Source organism: Salinivibrio sp. PR5, assembly GCF_001996085.1.
Lineage (GTDB): Bacteria > Pseudomonadota > Gammaproteobacteria > Enterobacterales > Vibrionaceae > Salinivibrio > Salinivibrio proteolyticus.
The window spans coordinates 1-16,971 of sequence record NZ_MUFK01000010.1 but is presented as its reverse complement, the minus strand read 5'-3'; the positions used below and the strand labels follow the sequence as shown (position 1 = coordinate 16,971).

Below are 16,971 nucleotides of genomic sequence, written 5' to 3'. Positions count from 1 at the left end.
AAGACGAGGGTCAGTCACTGTGATGTCCTTTTACGAGCTAGTGGGGTTGAGCGTGCGCGCGAGTGAAGCGAGCCGTTGGCCGAGCGCATTGGCTATTTTTTTCTCATCGGCGAGTAAAGGGGTTTGAGCGTTGCTCACACTCGAGGCACCATAGGGCGAACCACCGCCTTGGGTGGTGTGCAGTGCGCTTTCACTGTGCGGTACGCCAACAAGAATCATACCGTGATGTAGCAGGGGCACCGTCATGGTGAGCAGGGTGGTTTCTTGTCCACCATGAAGCATAGAGCCGGCCCCAAACACGGCGGCAGGTTTATCGATTAAGGCCCCAGAGAGCCACTCGGCACTGGTACTGTCGATAAAATGCTTGAGTGGCGCGGCCATATTGCCGAAACGCACCGGGCTACCCAAGGCTAGCCCGTCACAGTCGAGCAAGTCTTGGCGAGTCACAAAAGGATCGCTGGCTGAATGGGCCGGTGTTTTTCCGTCTGTATAACTCGGCAATTCTGGCACCGTACGTAACACGGCCTCCACGCCCTGAGATTCAATGCCTCGCGCAAGCTGTTGCGCCAGTTTGCGGGTATTGCCTGAGCGGCTGTAGTAAAGCACCAGTACCTTTGTCATGCCAAAAGATCCAAAACGTTTTCTGGTGGACGACCAATAACAGCACGCTCAGCTTTAACGGCGATAGGGCGCTCAATGAGTTTAGGGTTGTTGACCATCGCGTCGAGCAGTTGCGCTTCCGTCACGCTGGCATCACCCAGCTGCGCGGTTTTATAGTCTGCTTCCTTGGTGCGCATCATGTCGCGAAATGAGCGGATGCCGAGCTTATCTTTCAGGGCGGTCAGGGTGTCGGCAGACGGAGGCGTTTCCAGATACTTAACGATGTTTGGTTGCACGCCATTGGATTCCAGCAGTGCAAGTGTTTCACGGCTTTTGGAACAACGCGGGTTGTGATAAAGCGTAATAGTGGTCACGACAGATATCCTTATTTGAATGAATTAACGATCTTTTAGGGCGTTAAAGCGCGCTTGTTGATGACGAAGCTGATCAAGCCGCGCATCATAGCGTGCTTGTGCCAAGCTTCCCAACTCGACAAGTTGGCTGGCTTGGGTGTAATTACGAATGGCTTTTGACCATTGACCACGCAACGCGTAGCGCTCGCCTTGGGCGGCAAGCTCGCCATCCCGATGCGTACCGGTACTTTCATATGCTTGTTGTAACAAAAACCAGCCGTTACTGTCATCGGGATATTGGTGGGTATAACGCTCGAGCGCCGGAATCGCTTCCTGACCACGTTGGGCTTTGACGTAGGTATAAGCACGGTTCAGGAGTAGGACGCGATTATCGGGCTGATTGGCGAGTGCATCACTCAGGCGTGAAAGTGCTTTGTCAAAGTGCTTCTCGCCGATATCAAGATCTGTCATTGCATCGATAAAAAAGCGATTGTTCGGTTGCGCTTGGATAAGTGGCTTCAGCAAAGCGCGTGCTTCATCAAAGCGGTGCGCATCAATGTGCAAGAGCGCTACGCCATAGTTGAGGCTTTGCTTTTCCGCCGGTGATGCTTTTTTCAGCTTACGCGCGAACCAATCCATTGCCGATTCAGCGGCAATGCCGCTATAACGGGCCACAATGCGAGCGCGGGCCAAGTGGTAGTCGGGCGACAGAGGCACACGCTTTTGAGGATATTGCCGCGCTCGAGCCCGAGAGTCGGTGATACGTGATTCGGGTAACGGGTGAGTGCTGAAATATTCCGGCATCTTACTGGCGTAGCGATATTCATCGGCCAGTCGAGTGAAAAAGCGAGGCATTGCGCTGACATCGAAGTTGGCGCGAGCTAAGGTGTCGATGCCGATCCGATCGGCTTCTTCTTCGTTACGGCGCGTATAATTGATACGGCTTTGAATGGTGCCTGCTGTGGCAGCATGGGCAGCGGCAATACCAGCCTCTGGTGCGGCAATGGCGAGCATTAGCGACCCCACCAATGCGGCCACTGTCAGTGGGGATTTCTTGGCTTGGTCTTCCATGCTGCGGGCCAAGTGACGCTGGGTCACGTGGGCGATTTCATGCGCCATGACGGACGCAAGTTCACTCTCAGTATTGGCATGTAAAAACAAGCCAGAATGCATAGCAACATAACCGCCGAAGAACGCGAATGCATTAATCGCTTGGTTATTAATGAGAATAAATTGAAACGGCGTGCGCACATCATTGGCATTGGCGACAAGACGATGGCCGAGCGCATTCACATACTCAGAAAGCAATGGGTCGCTGATAATGGGTTTACTGGCGCGCAGCATCCGCATATAGGCATCACCAAATTCCTTCTCTTGCGCAATGGTCAGCGTTCCCGCAGCGGCGGTGCCGATATCCGGTAAATCGAATCCATATTGCTCGGTGCTGGCGGTAGCAGGGGCGGTAGCCAAAAGGCCCGCTAAAAGATAGGCCAACAAGCGGCGACCCGACCGTTTAGACGGCAGAAGAGAGTGTGAATGGCGCAAAGCACGTAGCGGCATGATAGCGTGAACCTTTCGTTAGCAAACGGAATGTAACCTAGGATACAGACCAATAAAATGCGTGTGGGTTTCGTTGGCGTTCTGTCTAATGTCCATTACAATGCAGGCGATAATACCTACCGGTGAGACAGAATGGAATGTCAAACGCTTGATTTACGTGAGCATGTCTGCCCGATGGCATTACTGCTTGCCAAACGTGCTGCCGCACAGTTAGGACACGGTGATCAGCTTATCATTTTGCTGGGGGATGCTGGCGCGCAACAAGACATTCCGCGCTATTTTGAACAGCAAACCTTTACCATCGAGTGGCTGGATAGGCCGCAACAGGCGCGCTTGAAAGTAACCAAAGAATAACGGATCGATTATGTTTGATATGTTAAACCGCTGGTATCGGCGGCGCTTTTCCGACCCACATGCAGTGAGCTTGGTTGCCATCTTGCTAGTTGGCTTTATCACTATCTATTTCTTTGGCAATTTGCTGGCGCCGTTACTGGCTGCCATTGTGATTGCTTACTTACTGGATTGGCCTGTTAATCGCTTAACCCGTATTGGTTTGCCGCGCACCTTGTCGGTGATGGTGGTCAGCACTTTGTTCGTGGGCATGACCATGATGGCGGCCTTTGGTTTAGTGCCGACCATTTGGAACCAAGGGGTGAACTTGGTGGCGGATGTGCCCAATATGTTTAATAACGTCCAGGCGCTGATGCTGAGCTTGCCTGAACGCTACCCTGAATTGATCAAGCCTCATATGATCAACACCTTTGTCGATACGCTGCAAAATAACGTGCTGCGCATGGGCGAAACCTTGGTGAAAGGATCCCTGTCTTCGTTAGTGAACTTGGTCGCTTTGGCGGTTTATCTCGTGTTAGTGCCGCTGTTGGTATTTTTCCTGCTCAAAGATAAGCAAGAAATGTTGGCCATGTTTAAAGGTTTATTGCCCCGTAATCGACGCTTAGCCTCGCGTGTGGGTCATGAAATGAACCAACAAATCTCCAATTATATTCGTGGTAAGGTCACGGAAATTTTGATCGTAGGTAGCGTGAGCTATGTGACGTTCAGCGTGTTGGGGCTCGAGTATGCGGTGCTGCTTAGCGTAGCGACCGGGTTCTCAGTGCTGATCCCCTATATCGGCGCGGCGGTTGTCACCTTACCGATCGCAATTGTGGCGCTGTTTCAGTGGGGGCTCACGCCTGAATTTTGGTACGTCATGATTGCTTATGGCGTGATTCAAGCGCTTGATGGCAATGTATTAGTGCCTGTGCTGTTTTCTGAGGCTGTTAACTTGCATCCCGTTGCCATCATAATAGCCGTACTGGTTTTCGGTGGACTCTGGGGCTTTTGGGGCGTATTTTTTGCTATTCCATTGGCGACCTTGGTGAAGGCGGTTTGGCAGGCGTTGCCTGTGATTGAGCTTGAGGACGATCCGAAACCTGATGGTCAGTGATCCATCCCACGTTCGCCGCTCTAATAAACAAGGTTGAGCGGGGAAGCGCGTGCCTTTTCCGCACCAGTTTGGCCCAGAAAAGCAGTACATATAAAAGAGTTGGCATGGAACAACAAAGGCAACAACAAACACAGGTAAATCGGTTTCGTGTCGCGGTCATTGGTGGCGGTGTCGCGGGAACAACGGCGGCGATGCGGCTGGCAGAGCGTGGCATCGACACCCAGTTGTTTGAAGCAGGCACTGGGTTAGTGAATGGTCCACCTATCTGCCACTTGCATGCAGGGGGCAACCTCTACCGCGAGATTTCACTCGATCAGTGCTTAACCTTGCTCGAGCAGTCCATCGCGACAGTGCGCATGTATCCACACTCAGTCAACCGCCGTCCTACGGTTCTGGCGGTTCCTCAGCAAGATAAAGGATCTCTGGATAGCGTGGTTGCGCGCCTAGAGACCCTTCAAGCACGCTACGCGCAACTTGTCGAGATGGATAATGCTAACAAGGTAATGGGCGAGCCCGAAGATTATTTTCGCCTCTTTCATCAAGCCGATTTAGCTGCGCTGAAACAGCGAGAGTATGAAAGCTTGACCGACGCGGCCGAACGCTGGATGTGGCCTGTCGCGCAGTCCTTGCGCCTCGATAGCATGAAGTATCCGCTGGTATTGGTGCAAGAGTATGGTTTGAGTGTCTTCCGCCTTGCTGCTGAAGCGCAACTGGCCCTTGCCGATGTCTCGCACTGCCAGCTCGCGTTTAATCATAAAGTGATTAACACCCAAGCAAATGGCGCGGGGTGGACAGTCACCTACCAAGATGCACACGGGCAAGTTCAATCAACGGATGTGGATTATCTGATTAATGCGGCGGGTTTTAGAACCGGCACCATTGATGATCAAGCGGGCTTTGCGCGTCGTCGTCTTGTCGAATACAAAGCGGCTTACATTGCCCATTGGCCAAGCAGCACTTGTCAGTGGCCAGAAATTATTGTTCACGGTGAACGCGGCACGCCACAAGGCATGGCGCAGCTGACGCCGTATCCTGATGGCTTTTTCCAACTCCATGGCATGACCAAAGACATTACTTTGTTCGAAGGGGGCTTAGTCAGTAGCACCCACGACTCGGCGCAGCCGGCTGTGGCTGCTGAGTATGTGAAAAATATCGATAAAGGTTGGTCATGGTCACATGCCTGCGAGCGCACCGAGCGGGCAATTGCGCACTTCGCGCAGTGGCTCCCTGATTTTCAGGACGCTGAAGTGGGGGGCAAACCACTGTGTGGCGCACAACAGATCCCCGGAGACGACCCGTCTTTGCGTGCCTCTGATGTGTCGTTCGACGGTGAGCGTTATGCACGTTTAGAGATTGTCAAAGCCTCTTCGGCACTGACTGCTATCAACAAGATTCTCTCGCACTTTGAAGATGTTGGATGGCTTTCGCCTGACGCAACCTATCCTTTGCCGCGTCCGAGTCACGCGCAGATTGTTGCGACCGCGTGTCAATTAGCGACGGAGCGGGGCTACCCAGAAGGATTAGCCAAACCCGTGGGTTAATGGTGTATTGGCTCCCCAAAAAAGAGCATGGCGTTTGCCATGCTCTTTGTCGTTAAGGGAAATGGACGGCGATAACCGCTATCAGGCTTGCTGTAAGTAGTCCAACACAACTTGGTGATGGTCTTTGGTTTTAAACTTGTTGAACACATGTTCAACATTGCCATCTTTGCCAATTAAAAAGCTGAGGCGATGAATGCCATCGTACTCTTTACCCATGAATTTCTTCGGTCCCCAAACGCCAAAAGCATCCGCGACAGCGTGGTCTTCGTCGCTTAACAAGGTGAAATTCAGTGAGTCACGCTCAACAAAGCGCGCCAGTTTTTTTACCGGATCGGGGCTTATCCCCAACACCACGGTGTCCAACGCATCCAGTTCTGCTTTGGTATCACGCAGTGAGCAAGCTTGCGTTGTACAGCCCGGGGTCATGGCTTTTGGGTAAAAGTAAACCAGAACACGCTTGTCGCCTTTGAATTGGCTAAGCGTGACCGTATCGCCATTTTGATCTTGTAGTGAGAAGTCAGGCGCGGTGGCGCCAGCAGTCAAGGTTTGCATGCGAGAGGTTTCCTTTTTGTTGTTCGCGAGTTATTCAACGATGATAGGGACTTGACGAATTTACGCAACCCGCTGATGTGGGCGATCACTGTGCGCTGACATCCTTTGACCGGAAATTAACCCCATGGTGGTCACCTTGAATGGTACCTTAATCACACGGTCTGGCAGCGACGAAAAAATTTTCTGCTAATCCTGTGTTGCGCGTAGGGTTGTTCTTGTGTTTGCCAGACGCCAAAAGTAACATTGCATCATTAACACGAAGGGAGACAAACATGGTTTCTGGAAGCATTGTGGCGCTTGTCACACCAATGGATGCACACGGCGAAGTTGATTACGTTAGCCTGAAAAAACTGGTCGAGTTCCATATCCAATCGGGAACCGATGCTATTGTCGCAGTTGGTACGACCGGTGAGTCGTCGACTGTTACGGTTGACGAACATATCAAGGTTGTTTTAAAGACCTTGGAATTCGCCGATGGCCGTATCCCTGTGATCGCGGGGACGGGGGCCAATGCCACTCATGAAGCTATTACCTTCAGTAAAATGTTTGCAGGTTCAGGCGTCGCGGCGTGTTTGAGCGTGACCCCTTACTACAACAAGCCGACTCAAGAAGGCTTGTTCCAGCATTACAAAGCGATCGCTGAAGCAAGCGATTTACCACAAATCTTGTACAACGTGCCCGGGCGTACCGCGGTCGACTTACAACCCGAAACCGTGGCGCGTTTGGCGCAGTTTGACAACATCATCGGCTTAAAAGATGCTACCGCAGATGTGAGCCGCGTAGCCATTCATAAGGAACTTTGTGGCGACGACTTCCTCTTATTCAGTGGCGATGATTTAACAGGGCTCGATTTTGTGCTTGCAGGGGGCCACGGTGTGATCTCCGTGACCAATAACGTGGCTGCGGCACAGATGGCGAAAATGATCCAACTCGCCCGTGCTGGAGAGGCTGACCAAGCACACGCGATTAACGAAACCTTGATCCCATTGCATCGCCACCTCTTTGACGAGGCCAATCCGATTCCTGTGAAATGGGCAGTCCGTGAAATGGGCTTGATTGAGGATGGCCACCTACGTCTGCCATTAACCGAATTAAGCGAACACTTGCGCCCCACCGTGCGCGAGGCCATGCAGGTTGCAGGTGTTGTTTAAGCTGTTGGAGTGCGAATGAAACCAGTATTTAGGCTCGGCCTTTGTGCCATCATGGTAACCGGATTGGTTGCTTGCAGTGGTGGCGCCGAGCAACGTCGTCAGGCGAAAGATGATTTCGACTATTTAAACACGACCCCGCTTTCAGAATGGCAAACGTTGCCAGACCAAGCGCCCTACTTTTCAACCAACTACCAAATCCCATCACAAGATTTTGAGGGAGAGGTGGGCAAAGGCGTAGACATCCGTCCGCCGCGTCAGGTGTTGGACCTTGTGCCGGGAGCACGTATTGAGCGAGACAGCCGCGGGGTCACCTTAGCGGTGGTGAATGAAAAGCAGCTGTCGTCACTTTGGCAAACTGTGGAGCGCTTGGCGGATGACGGCACCATCCCGGTTGCTCAGCGCGAAGAGAATCAGCTCGAGACGGGCTGGATTGCGTGGGAAAAAGAAGACAGCGAGCATCAGGCGCGCTTTCGTATTGCCCGCCTAGAGCAGGGCCGTCGTTTCGCCCTCGGTGTCAACTTGATTGAATGGCGTGCGCAAAAAGGTGAGCAACCGCTGACCCCCGCGCTAAGCGAACGTTATAACACCCTGATGACTAATTTGATCACGGTGAGTCATGACGCTGCCTTACGTGCTGAGGCTCGCCGTATCGCGCAGCAGCAGCAGTCTGATATTCCAATCAGCTTTGGCACTGATCGCAGCGGTTTGCCGGTTATTATTGCCCGTGCGCCGTATGATGTGGTGTGGGAAAAGCTGCCAGCGATCATCAAGCCGCTCGGTTTTTCGATTGAAAGCAGCAATCAATCGCAAGGCACTGTGAAAACACGCCACGTCGCGCCCAGCGATGAAAGCTGGCAAGCGTTGGGCGTTGCGCCAATTAGTTTAAGCGATAATAGCTACACCTTGCTGTTAGGCGATTTGGGGAACCGAACCTCAATCAACGTGACCACCAGCAAAGGGAAACCAGTGAAAGAGGAAACGCTCAAAGCCTTGAGTCCTGCACTGAAAGCGGTTATTGCCCAGCTTGGCAATGCGCCAACCCCATAATCACCCAGGGACGCCTTATGGCGTCCCTCGTTTTTAGCGCCTAATGGAGAGTATAGGTAATGGAAAAACGTGCTGAGTTGTATCGCGGTAAAGCGAAGTCTGTGTATGCAACTGATGATGAAAACCGCTTTATTCTGCACTTTCGTAACGACACCTCTGCCTTTGACGGTGAGCGAGTAGAGCAGCTAGATCGCAAAGGGGAAGTGAATAACAAGTTTAACCACTTCATCATGCAAAAGCTGGAAGCGGCTGGCATCCCGACCCAAATGGATCAGCTACTGTCTGATACCGAAGCGGTGGTAAAAAAACTGGAGATGATCCCAGTAGAATGTGTGGTCCGCAATATTGCCGCCGGCTCTTTGTGTCGCCGCCTAGGCGTTGAAGAAGGCACTGCGTTGACGCCACCGACATTTGAGCTGTTTCTTAAAAATGATGCGTTGCATGACCCTATGGTCAATGAATCGCTCTGTGAGTCGCTAGGGTTTGCCACACAAGCACAACTGGAGACCATGAAAGCGCTGACCTATCAGGTTAATGATGTGCTGAAAGCTTTGTTTGCTGAAGGTGACTTGTTGCTGGTGGATTACAAACTCGAGTTTGGTGTTGACCATCAAGGAAACATTGTCCTCGGTGACGAGTTTAGCCCAGATGGCTGCCGCTTGTGGGATGCCAACACCCGAGAAAAGCTGGATAAAGACCGCTTCCGTCAAGGTTTGGGTGGCGTTGTTGAAGCCTACATCGAAGTGGCGAAGCGTATCGGCCTGAATCTGTAATTTTTTGGCTTAAAAACGCAAACCTTTGCGTTTGCTTAAGAGAAAATAGCGCCATGATGGCGCTATTTTTTTGTCGATGGTGTGTCGTTGGAGTGTGTTTCGTCAGCGTCGGTTTTATCGTCAGGTTTATCTTTATATTTAAGCCCAAACTTAGCATTCGCTGTGTACTTAAGCGCCATAATATTGCTGACCACGACCGCGACCACAATCGCGATAATCACATAAGGATTGGTTAGCCATTCCATGAGTGCACCTCGCAGATGTTGGTGACATAGGTTGAATATATCCAATCTAGTTGTTCAAGAATAGCCTGCTGTCCCAGAATGGGCGCTTGCGCAATCACGCGATGCAAGCCATCTAAGGTCAAGGCATTAAGCAGAGGTTGGCTGGTGGCGATATGGCTAATGTGCCACGGCTCGCGAGCAACGCCTCCTTGGTCCTGCGCATAGGGGAAGAAAAATCCGTAGCGCGGCGCATGAGCGTGCAGCCAGGTTGCGAATCGGGCCTGAGGCCCATGATCGTATTCTACTTGTGTCAGCGCTAACGATTCACCGGGTGCCAATGCCTGTTGGTCAAACACATCCAAATCCGTTCCCCAATGGTGACGGCTGGTGCCCGGAAGGGCGGACCAACGCAAGATAGCTCTCACTCGCTCGTTATCGGAGAGGGTGTGAATGTCAATCGGTTGGCCGTGGTCGTCTAAGACCGGCTTTTCGCCTCGGTATTTGCCATTCCAAATCGCCAGTTGTCTATCAAAAGACCGATGAGCACTGGCGATGGTTAGCGTAAAGCCGGCTTGTTGCGCACTATGGCGCAACGCCTCAATGTGCTCAAGCACCTCGGGGTGCAAACAAGGCGCATTCGGCCGGGCATTGATAGGCACGAGAAATTGCATATCTTGCCCGGTTAATTGTGCAAGACTTAAGGTCAACGTAGGGCTTTCTCCAGCACTTTTTGGTACATGTCGGTGAGTTTTTCAAGATCGGGAATGCTAACGCACTCGTTCACTTTATGAATCGTGGCATTCACCGGACCCAGTTCAATCACTTGTGCACCCATTTTAGCAATAAAGCGACCATCAGACGTGCCGCCTGTGGTTAACAGCTGGGGCGTTTGATGATTGACTTCTTCGACCGCTTCGACCACCGCATCGAGTAGGGTGCCTTTGTCGGTTAAAAAGGGGTCGCCGCTATGAGTCCATTCAAGACGATACTCCAACCCGTGAGCATCAAGGATGGAATAGACCCGTTGCTTGATGGTTTCGCTATCAAGTTCGGTACTAAAGCGGAAGTTAAACTGTGCATGACACTCGCCCGGGATCACATTCGCAGCCCCAGTCCCTGCTTGAATATTGGGAATTTGAAAGCTGGTCGGCGGGAAGAAGTCATTCCCGTTATCCCACACTGTTTGCGCGAGCTCAGTAAGGGCAGGCATAGCCTGATGCACGGGGTTATTGGCTAAGTGAGGATAGGCAACATGCCCTTGAGTGCCTTGCACATACAAATCGCCGGTGATCGATCCACGACGGCCATTTTTGACCACATCCCCCACATGATGGGTACTCGAAGGCTCACCAACAATGCACATATCAATGATTTCATCGCGTGCGACCAGTGTATCAACCACGCGGGTCGTACCATTGATAAATGGTCCTTCTTCATCCGAAGTGATCAAAAAGGCAATCGAGCCGGGGTGATTTGGGTTTTCAGCGACAAAACGCTCAACTGCCACCACCATTGCAGCCAGTGAACCTTTCATATCGGCGGCGCCGCGACCATGGAGATGATCGTCAATCACCACGGCTTCAAACGGTGGCGTGTGCCACTGATCGCGCGGTCCGGCAGGCACCACATCGGTATGACCGGCAAAGGCAAATAATGGCCCTAGGGTGCCACGGCGTGCCCACAGATTGGTGGTATCTTCAAAGACCATCGGCTCAATGGTAAAGCCTAATGCTTTTAAGCGTGCAATCATTACATCTTGGCAGCCCGCATCCTCTGGGGTGACTGATTCACGGTTAATCAAATCTTTTGCCAAAGACAGGGTAGCACTGTCAGTCATCTTAGTTTCCTTACAACGAGAATGAACGGAATATCACATTACGCAAAAATGTCAGCGTATTGGTTCTCTTTAAAGCCGAGATAGTAGCTACCCTTGTGTACGAGTAGGGGGCGTTTAATGATCGCAGGGTTATCGAGCATGATGGCTATCGCACTGGCTTCATCGAGGCTGGCTTTTTGCTCATCGCTCAGTTGGCGGTAGGTCGTACCGCGTTTATTCACCAACGCTTCCCAGCCAAGTTCAGCAACGAAGGTGCGCAGCAGCGATGCGTCTAAGCCATCCTTGCGATAATCGTGATACTGATAGTCGATGCCTTGGTTATCTAACCATTTCAGCGCTTTTTTTAGGGTGTCGCAGTTTTTAATGCCAAATACAGTTGTCATGATTTTTTAGGTCGTGTTTTTGCGTGATTAAAGAGTGACACTGGTTGAGAGTGAACGCAATACCTAGCGCGGGATCGATGTGCTGATGAATAGCAAGGTAGAGATCTCGCGCAGAGTGTGAATTCTCCCGCTAAATAGGTCTGCAGCACGTCGATTTGATGGCGTTTTGATCGAACGCAAAACCTCCTATTACCCGACATGAATAATGGGATTAATCAGAACTTTCGGAGGTTCGTATGGAACTAAATCCTGTGTTTGCACGGCGCTTGTATCTCGCCGCGCTTGTTGAAGAAATGGAACGTCCTAATGTACCGCGCTTAATTGAAGCGACGGGCTGGCCACGTCGCACTATTCAAGATGTCTTAAAGTCATTATCGGGCTTGGGAATCGACATGACCTTTATCCAAGATGGCAAGCGCCATAATGATGGCTATTACCAGCTAAAAGACTGGGGGCCCTTCCGCCGTGATTGGGTTGAAGATAAGAAGCGCGATATTCGTTCTTATATCAACTAAGGCGACGGTGTAATGAGTTTGCTATCGCGTAACGCCTGACGAATTGCGTCAGCGCGTCGTCGATTGGCACCAAAATCATAGTAGCCAATACGAGATGCGGAGCGCAGCGTCAGCTCTGTGCCGTGCACTGATATCTCTACGTCGTCGACAAAGCGCAGCACTGGGGTCGTGAAGGTGAAGTGGGCATAGCTATCTTGTTGTGAGATAAGCGTCGCGCCTGACAAACTGGCAATGGTGTTGACGATATCGTCAAACCGGACAGACTCACTGGTCAGGGTGAAAGGTGATAATGCAAACTTGGGTCGAGTATCCTTGCTTGATACGCAGTTAGGGCTGTCTTCGCAGGCGGTAACCGGCGGCTGTTTCATTATCTTGTCTCCTGTCGAGCACCCTGTAAGCGTCAATGCCACGAGTAACCCCAATGTCAGTGTTCGTATCATTATCCCACCCATAGGTAACTAATAAAGCCAATCCAACTGATCACCAATAATAGCCAAGGTAGACGGCTATCGCTGCGATCGCGCGCAGATGTTGTCGGTTGTGGCGGTGCGCTAGCAGTGACAGTGTCGGTATGCTCACTCGCTTGTTTTTGTTTTTTCTTCCGAGCTTTGTCGTGTGCGCGCGCTTTGGCTTTTTGCTCTTTCTTATATTGCGCAATACCTTTCTCGATGCCTTGGGCAATCAGTTTGGTTTGGGCTTTGGTTTGTCCTGGTTTTTGTGTCGCTTTGGCTACACGCATGGCTTCTTGCTGTGTTTCAGGCGAGACAGCGGCTGCTTGTTTCCCCATGTTTGCTCCGTACTGCGGATGATATATCAGGTGAATAGAGTAACAAATTCTCATCGGGATCTTGCAGTTTTTCGGTGTGCGCGTCATGTTGGTCAATAGCGCAATAATATTGGCATACACATGGATACACTTCACCATTATGACGAGAAGGGCTTTTTAAAAGCGCCCGTGACTTATCTGATCTGTCTTATTTTATTAAGCCGTGCATGGTGGCTACTCGCGATGGCAGGGGTCAGTCGACAGCAAGGCAGTGAATTGCTGGCACTATTTTATCCAGACAAACCTGCCCTGTACGCCAGTTTGGCGGTGGGCGTGTTGCCTCTCATACTTCTGTTGTTGGTTGGCAATTGTCACCGTGCACCTTGGTGGGCTCAGCGCCTTTGGCATTGGGGCTATGCCTTAATTTGGCCGGTCTGGTGCTGGGAAGGAGCGCATGTGCTTAGGACATTAATGGCCACTGACGGGCAGTTTGATTGGTTGATTGCATGCCACGGACTATGGGTGGTGTGGGGGAGCTTGTATTGGTTAAGAAGCCGACGGGTGAAACGTTTTTTTTACCAGTTTATCCGTGGCTTACATTTAAGCGCCACAGACAACAATAAGTACAAAGGAGAAGTAACATGACACAGGCACAGTCCGCGATTGTCCCTGATGGTGGACCCTATGCATTGTATGTGATGCTTAAGGTCACTGATGATGCCGCCTTGGTGCTACAGCAATGTCAGCGGTTGGCTGAGATTGCCAAGCAAACGCAAGAGGTCTTTGGTGATGCTCAGATGGGTGTGGCGGTCGGGTTTAGCCCTGCTTTTTGTCGTGCCCACGGGTTAGCCTATCCGGAGGACGTGACAGACTTTCGTCTCCGAGAGAGTCGCAAACATCGGGCGCCTAAGACTGACTGTGATGTTTTTATTCATCTTCATGGTTTGCGGCACGATTTGAATTTCTATGTTTTTCAGCAATGGTTAACCCCCATTAAGAAAGTCGTGGATGTGGTGGATGAAACAGCCGGGTTCCGCTATCTCGATGCGCGTGATATGACAGGCTTTATCGATGGCACGGAAAATCCGCAAGGTCTTGCGCGTGAAGCGGTTGCAGTGATCCCAGACGGACCGTTTACTGGGGGCAGTGTGGCTTTGGTCCAACGCTATGTCCATGACCTACCGGCTTGGGAGCGGTTACAGCAAGCGGCACAAGAAAAGGTGATTGGACGCACCAAGCCTGACTCCATCGAACTTGAGGACATGCCGGATACATCCCACGTTGGGCGTGTGGACATCAAAGAAAACGGGGTCGGCCTGAAAATTCTTCGTCAGAGCCTGCCATACGGCAGTGTCAGTGGAGAGCATGGGCTATTGTTCCTTGCCTATTGCCAACAGCAACATCCGTTGGATGTGATGTTAGATAGCATGTTTGGTGAACGAGATGGCAAAACTGACATGATGTTAAGCTTTACCCAAGCGGTGACCGGCGCCATCATGTTTATGCCTTCACAGACCACGTTAGCGCAATATGTGGAGCGTCTTAGCCAACCCGGTGTTGCATAACGGGCAATAAAAAACGCAGCCCGAAGGCTGCGTTTTCTTATCGTCGACCAAGTTTGAATTACTTGGTCACACGTAGTACAGGTGTTTCACCCACAGTGACGGCACCAGAAAGCTTGGTTAGCTCTTTGATCTCGTCCATGTTAGAGATAACAACCGGTGTTAGCGTTGATTTAGCTTTTTCTTCCAGCATGCCCAAGTCAAACTCGATCACGGTGTCGCCCGCTTTCACTGTTTGGCCTTCTTCTGCAATACGCTTAAAGCCTTCGCCTTTCAGCTCAACGGTATCAATACCGAAGTGAACGAAAAGCTCAACGCCATCTTCAGACTCGATAGAGAAAGCGTGGTTGGTTTCGAAAATCTTACCGATAGTACCGTTTACAGGTGCTACCATTTTGTCGCCTGAAGGCTTGATTGCAATGCCATCACCGACGATTTTCTCAGCAAACACAACATCAGGCACGTCTTCAATGTTGACGATCTCACCCGATAATGGGGCGATAATTTCAATAGCACTTGCGTCGTTGCTGTCTTCTGACACCAACTTCTTCAGTTTGTCGAACAGACCCATAGTGTTGCTCCTAAGCAGTAATTCTTTGCTGATTGTATATTAGCAGACGGTTTTTTCCGCAATAAATTTTTCGACATAGGCTTCGATTTCTGCCGCAGTTGGCAGATTGAGGGCTGTGTCGGCCATCGCTTTCACATCAGCAAAGTTGGCATTACGGATAATCTTCTTGATGCGAGGGATAGAGATGGCACTCATACTGAACTCATCCAGGCCCATACCCATCAATAGTAACGTTGCTTTCTCATCCCCTGCAAGTTCTCCGCACATTCCGGTCCATTTACCTTCGGCATGTGAGGCATCAATCACTTGCTTGATAACCGTCAATACCGCAGGTGACAGCGGATTGTACAGGTGAGAAATCAGTTCGTTGCCACGGTCGACAGCCAGGGTGTACTGGGTCAAATCGTTGGTTCCGATGCTGAAGAAGTCAACTTCTTTAGCAAGGTGATGAGCAATGGCGGCAGCCGCCGGTGTTTCTACCATCACACCGATTTCTAGTGACTCATCAAAGGCTAGGTCTTCTTCACGCAGCTCAGCTTTGTAGGTCTCTAGCGCGGTTTTCAGCTCACGGATTTCTTCAACAGAGATGATCATTGGGAACATCACGCGGACTTTACCGTGTGCAGATGCACGCAAAATAGCACGGAGTTGGTCACGCAGAATTTCACGACGATCCAAGCTGATACGCACTGCACGCCAACCCAAGAATGGGTTCATTTCGTCAGGCAGATCCATGTATGGCAGGTCTTTATCGCCACCAATGTCCATGGTACGGATGATCACTGGATGACCATCAACCGCCTCAGCGACCGCTTTGTACGCTTGATACTGTTCTTCTTCGGTAGGTAGTGAATCACGGTCCATAAATAGGAACTCGGTACGGTAAAGACCGACACCTTCACCACCGTTACGGTTGACACCGTCACAGTCTTTTACGGTACCTACGTTACCGCAGACTTCAACTTGATGACCGTCCAGCGTAATGGCAGGCAAATCTTTCAATTTTGCCAGCTCAGCTTTTTCTGCTTGGTACTGATCGCGAATGGCTTTAAATTTCGCCAACTCGTCTTCAGATGGGTTCACAACAATCTTGTTGTTTACGGCATCCAGTACCAGCATGTCGCCATTTTTAATTTTCGCAGTCGCATCGTTAGTACCCACCACGGCTGGAAGCTCAAGTGAGCGTGCCATAATCGAGGTGTGAGACGTACGTCCGCCAATGTCTGTGATAAAGCCCAGCACATAGTTCAGGTCGATTTGCGCCGTTTCAGAAGGCGTTAAATCGTTGGCGACCAAGATCACTTGCTCGTTAATTGCACTGAGAGACACCATGTTGATGCCTAGCGCGTTTTTCACAAAGCGTGAGCCAATGTCACGAATGTCTGCGGCGCGCTCTTTCAGATAATCGTCGTCGAGTGACTCAAGCGTCACCGCTTGTTCTTCAATCACGCTGTAGATAGCGTGGTCGGCGGTTGCTAGGTTTGACTTGATGAAGCTGACAATTTCTTCTTCCAGCTCTTCATCTTCTAGCAGCATGATGTGACCTTCGAAGATGGCTTCTTTCTCTTCGCCGAAGGTTTCCCTTGCTTTGTCTTTGATCGCTTCAAGTTGCGTCTTAGACTTTTCGCGAGCATCCAATACGCGCTGAATTTCTTGATCGACTTGAGACGCGGCAATCTTGTTTTTATTGATTACAACGTCTTCTTCTTGCAGCAGCAGTGCTTTACCGAAAGCAATACCAGGTGATGCCAGGATGCCTGAAATCATAGCTTTACCTTACGTTTACCAAACTTAAAACCGATAGAAAAAGAGCCGGATTACTCCAGCTCGCCCATCAGTTTTACTAGGTGCTCAACAGCTTCTTGTGCTTGCGCACCTTCAGCAGAGATAGTCACCATGGTGCCTTTGGTCAAGCCAAGGGTTTGAAGTTTGAACAGGCTTTTTGCGCTCGCGCTTTTACCGTTAGACTCAACAGTGATGTCAGCATCATAGGCTTTCGCATCTTTTACGAACTGCGCTGCTGGACGAGTGTGTAGGCCGTTTTCTGCAGTAATTTCAACTTGCTTCTTATACATGATTCACCCCGTATCTC

General features: G+C 50.9%; 22 protein-coding genes. 9 read left to right on the top strand and 13 right to left on the bottom strand.

From position 1 onward, the window contains the following. Positions 1-30: 30 nt before the first annotated feature. From wrbA to BZG82_RS05855, 3 genes are read right to left on the bottom strand one after another with little or no spacing between them, the layout of a single operon-like run. Complete coding sequence (wrbA, locus tag BZG82_RS05865) at positions 31-621, bottom strand: NAD(P)H:quinone oxidoreductase (RefSeq protein ID WP_077480227.1); 591 nt, start codon at positions 619-621, stop codon at positions 31-33. Further along, the gene (gene arsC, locus BZG82_RS05860) at positions 618-974 is read right to left on the bottom strand and encodes an arsenate reductase (glutaredoxin) (RefSeq protein WP_069587416.1); all 357 of its coding nucleotides are present in this window, start codon (positions 972-974) and stop codon (positions 618-620) included. The genes wrbA and arsC overlap by 4 nt, the downstream gene beginning before the upstream one ends. Before the next feature lie 24 nt (positions 975-998). Next, positions 999-2,513: a beta-barrel assembly-enhancing protease gene (locus tag BZG82_RS05855; RefSeq protein WP_077765392.1), complete on the bottom strand. Its 1,515-nt coding sequence runs from the start codon at positions 2,511-2,513 to the stop codon at positions 999-1,001. 132 nt (positions 2,514-2,645) lie between these two features. On the opposite strand from BZG82_RS05855, the gene BZG82_RS05850 reads away from it, so the two are divergent. The 3 genes from BZG82_RS05850 (at position 2,646) to BZG82_RS05840 (ending at position 5,498) form a co-directional block, all read left to right on the top strand. Beyond that, on the top strand, positions 2,646-2,867 hold the full coding sequence (locus BZG82_RS05850) for a sulfurtransferase TusA family protein (protein ID WP_077480226.1): 222 nt from the start codon (positions 2,646-2,648) through the stop codon (positions 2,865-2,867). A gap of 10 nt (positions 2,868-2,877) precedes the next feature. Beyond that, positions 2,878-3,957 (top strand): AI-2E family transporter, encoded by a 1,080-nt coding sequence (locus tag BZG82_RS05845; RefSeq protein ID WP_077480225.1) that lies wholly within the window; start codon positions 2,878-2,880, stop codon positions 3,955-3,957. 104 nt (positions 3,958-4,061) lie between these two features. Next, positions 4,062-5,498, top strand: a complete 1,437-nt coding sequence (locus tag BZG82_RS05840; RefSeq protein ID WP_077765391.1) for an FAD-dependent oxidoreductase — start codon at positions 4,062-4,064, stop codon at positions 5,496-5,498. A gap of 81 nt (positions 5,499-5,579) precedes the next feature. Here BZG82_RS05840 and bcp read toward each other — a convergent pair whose 3' ends face one another. Continuing rightward, on the bottom strand, positions 5,580-6,050 hold the full coding sequence (gene bcp, locus BZG82_RS05835; RefSeq protein WP_077480223.1) for a thioredoxin-dependent thiol peroxidase: 471 nt from the start codon (positions 6,048-6,050) through the stop codon (positions 5,580-5,582). A gap of 272 nt (positions 6,051-6,322) precedes the next feature. Between bcp and dapA the strand changes: the two genes are divergently transcribed. Genes dapA through purC form a run of 3 tightly spaced genes read left to right on the top strand, consistent with a single transcriptional unit; the run spans position 6,323 to position 9,021 of the window. Next, complete coding sequence (gene dapA / locus BZG82_RS05830) at positions 6,323-7,201, top strand: 4-hydroxy-tetrahydrodipicolinate synthase (protein WP_069587411.1); 879 nt, start codon at positions 6,323-6,325, stop codon at positions 7,199-7,201. A 15-nt stretch (positions 7,202-7,216) separates the two neighbouring features. Beyond that, positions 7,217-8,248, top strand: a complete 1,032-nt coding sequence (gene bamC, locus BZG82_RS05825) for an outer membrane protein assembly factor BamC (RefSeq protein WP_077765390.1) — start codon at positions 7,217-7,219, stop codon at positions 8,246-8,248. Between the two features lie 59 nt (positions 8,249-8,307). Then, positions 8,308-9,021, top strand: a complete 714-nt coding sequence (gene purC / locus BZG82_RS05820) for a phosphoribosylaminoimidazolesuccinocarboxamide synthase (RefSeq protein WP_077640509.1) — start codon at positions 8,308-8,310, stop codon at positions 9,019-9,021. Between the two features lie 62 nt (positions 9,022-9,083). On the opposite strand, the gene BZG82_RS05815 is transcribed toward purC, so the two are convergent. Genes BZG82_RS05815 through BZG82_RS05800 form a run of 4 tightly spaced genes read right to left on the bottom strand, consistent with a single transcriptional unit; the run spans position 9,084 to position 11,468 of the window. Beyond that, on the bottom strand, positions 9,084-9,266 hold the full coding sequence (locus BZG82_RS05815) for a DUF2897 family protein (RefSeq protein ID WP_077765389.1): 183 nt from the start codon (positions 9,264-9,266) through the stop codon (positions 9,084-9,086). Next, on the bottom strand, positions 9,254-9,952 hold the full coding sequence (locus BZG82_RS05810; protein ID WP_108742963.1) for a M15 family metallopeptidase: 699 nt from the start codon (positions 9,950-9,952) through the stop codon (positions 9,254-9,256). Before BZG82_RS05810 ends, BZG82_RS05815 begins: the two co-directional genes overlap by 13 nt. Continuing rightward, a complete protein-coding gene (gene dapE, locus BZG82_RS05805) occupies positions 9,949-11,082 on the bottom strand; it encodes a succinyl-diaminopimelate desuccinylase (protein WP_077765388.1) in 1,134 nt (377 codons plus the stop codon). The genes BZG82_RS05810 and dapE overlap by 4 nt, the downstream gene beginning before the upstream one ends. Before the next feature lie 38 nt (positions 11,083-11,120). After that, on the bottom strand, positions 11,121-11,468 hold the full coding sequence (locus BZG82_RS05800) for an ArsC family reductase (protein WP_069587405.1): 348 nt from the start codon (positions 11,466-11,468) through the stop codon (positions 11,121-11,123). 233 nt (positions 11,469-11,701) lie between these two features. Between BZG82_RS05800 and BZG82_RS05795 the strand changes: the two genes are divergently transcribed. Continuing rightward, positions 11,702-11,980, top strand: coding sequence for a winged helix-turn-helix domain-containing protein (locus BZG82_RS05795; RefSeq protein ID WP_025740011.1), 279 nt, complete (start codon positions 11,702-11,704; stop codon positions 11,978-11,980). On the opposite strand, the gene BZG82_RS05790 is transcribed toward BZG82_RS05795, so the two are convergent. Next, positions 11,977-12,348 carry a DUF1499 domain-containing protein gene (locus BZG82_RS05790; RefSeq protein ID WP_158011465.1) on the bottom strand — a complete coding sequence of 124 codons (372 nt, stop codon included), beginning with the start codon at positions 12,346-12,348 and terminating at the stop codon, positions 11,977-11,979. The two genes, BZG82_RS05795 and BZG82_RS05790, sit on opposite strands and share 4 nt — an antisense overlap. Positions 12,349-12,419: 71 nt before the next feature. Next, positions 12,420-12,767 carry a DUF2956 domain-containing protein gene (locus BZG82_RS05785; protein WP_077480218.1) on the bottom strand — a complete coding sequence of 116 codons (348 nt, stop codon included), beginning with the start codon at positions 12,765-12,767 and terminating at the stop codon, positions 12,420-12,422. A gap of 120 nt (positions 12,768-12,887) precedes the next feature. Between BZG82_RS05785 and BZG82_RS05780 the strand changes: the two genes are divergently transcribed. Both BZG82_RS05780 and BZG82_RS05775 read left to right on the top strand, forming a co-directional pair. Then, a complete protein-coding gene (locus tag BZG82_RS05780) occupies positions 12,888-13,391 on the top strand; it encodes a DUF2919 domain-containing protein (protein WP_077765386.1) in 504 nt (167 codons plus the stop codon). Then, on the top strand, positions 13,388-14,311 hold the full coding sequence (locus BZG82_RS05775) for a Dyp-type peroxidase (protein WP_077765385.1): 924 nt from the start codon (positions 13,388-13,390) through the stop codon (positions 14,309-14,311). Before BZG82_RS05780 ends, BZG82_RS05775 begins: the two co-directional genes overlap by 4 nt. Positions 14,312-14,369: 58 nt before the next feature. Here BZG82_RS05775 and crr read toward each other — a convergent pair whose 3' ends face one another. The 3 genes from crr to BZG82_RS05760 are packed head-to-tail and all read right to left on the bottom strand — an operon-like array spanning position 14,370 to position 16,954. Continuing rightward, positions 14,370-14,879, bottom strand: a complete 510-nt coding sequence (gene crr, locus BZG82_RS05770; RefSeq protein WP_069587401.1) for a PTS glucose transporter subunit IIA — start codon at positions 14,877-14,879, stop codon at positions 14,370-14,372. Positions 14,880-14,918: 39 nt separating this feature from the next. Beyond that, a complete protein-coding gene (gene ptsI / locus BZG82_RS05765) occupies positions 14,919-16,646 on the bottom strand; it encodes a phosphoenolpyruvate-protein phosphotransferase PtsI (protein ID WP_077765384.1) in 1,728 nt (575 codons plus the stop codon). A 50-nt stretch (positions 16,647-16,696) separates the two neighbouring features. Next, a complete protein-coding gene (locus BZG82_RS05760) occupies positions 16,697-16,954 on the bottom strand; it encodes an HPr family phosphocarrier protein (RefSeq protein WP_077480214.1) in 258 nt (85 codons plus the stop codon). Positions 16,955-16,971 lie beyond the last annotated feature (17 nt).

Excerpts from the sequence above, each read along its gene's own strand:
- dapA (WP_069587411.1), top strand. The coding sequence starts at position 6,323 with ATGGTTTCTGGAAGCATTGTGGCGCTTGTCACACCAATGGATGCACAC.
- BZG82_RS05845 (WP_077480225.1), top strand. The coding sequence starts at position 2,878 with ATGTTTGATATGTTAAACCGCTGGTATCGGCGGCGCTTTTCCGACCCA.
- BZG82_RS05785 (WP_077480218.1), bottom strand. The coding sequence starts at position 12,767 with ATGGGGAAACAAGCAGCCGCTGTCTCGCCTGAAACACAGCAAGAAGCC.
- BZG82_RS05850 (WP_077480226.1), top strand. The coding sequence starts at position 2,646 with ATGGAATGTCAAACGCTTGATTTACGTGAGCATGTCTGCCCGATGGCA.
- BZG82_RS05795 (WP_025740011.1), top strand. The coding sequence starts at position 11,702 with ATGGAACTAAATCCTGTGTTTGCACGGCGCTTGTATCTCGCCGCGCTT.
- ptsI (WP_077765384.1), bottom strand. The coding sequence starts at position 16,646 with ATGATTTCAGGCATCCTGGCATCACCTGGTATTGCTTTCGGTAAAGCA.
- bamC (WP_077765390.1), top strand. The coding sequence starts at position 7,217 with ATGAAACCAGTATTTAGGCTCGGCCTTTGTGCCATCATGGTAACCGGA.
- wrbA (WP_077480227.1), bottom strand. The coding sequence starts at position 621 with ATGACAAAGGTACTGGTGCTTTACTACAGCCGCTCAGGCAATACCCGC.
- bcp (WP_077480223.1), bottom strand. The coding sequence starts at position 6,050 with ATGCAAACCTTGACTGCTGGCGCCACCGCGCCTGACTTCTCACTACAA.
- BZG82_RS05855 (WP_077765392.1), bottom strand. The coding sequence starts at position 2,513 with ATGCCGCTACGTGCTTTGCGCCATTCACACTCTCTTCTGCCGTCTAAA.
- dapE (WP_077765388.1), bottom strand. The coding sequence starts at position 11,082 with ATGACTGACAGTGCTACCCTGTCTTTGGCAAAAGATTTGATTAACCGT.
- BZG82_RS05840 (WP_077765391.1), top strand. The coding sequence starts at position 4,062 with ATGGAACAACAAAGGCAACAACAAACACAGGTAAATCGGTTTCGTGTC.
- crr (WP_069587401.1), bottom strand. The coding sequence starts at position 14,879 with ATGGGTCTGTTCGACAAACTGAAGAAGTTGGTGTCAGAAGACAGCAAC.
- BZG82_RS05775 (WP_077765385.1), top strand. The coding sequence starts at position 13,388 with ATGACACAGGCACAGTCCGCGATTGTCCCTGATGGTGGACCCTATGCA.
- purC (WP_077640509.1), top strand. The coding sequence starts at position 8,308 with ATGGAAAAACGTGCTGAGTTGTATCGCGGTAAAGCGAAGTCTGTGTAT.
- BZG82_RS05790 (WP_158011465.1), bottom strand. The coding sequence starts at position 12,348 with ATGAAACAGCCGCCGGTTACCGCCTGCGAAGACAGCCCTAACTGCGTA.
- BZG82_RS05780 (WP_077765386.1), top strand. The coding sequence starts at position 12,888 with ATGGATACACTTCACCATTATGACGAGAAGGGCTTTTTAAAAGCGCCC.
- BZG82_RS05815 (WP_077765389.1), bottom strand. The coding sequence starts at position 9,266 with ATGGAATGGCTAACCAATCCTTATGTGATTATCGCGATTGTGGTCGCG.
- BZG82_RS05760 (WP_077480214.1), bottom strand. The coding sequence starts at position 16,954 with ATGTATAAGAAGCAAGTTGAAATTACTGCAGAAAACGGCCTACACACT.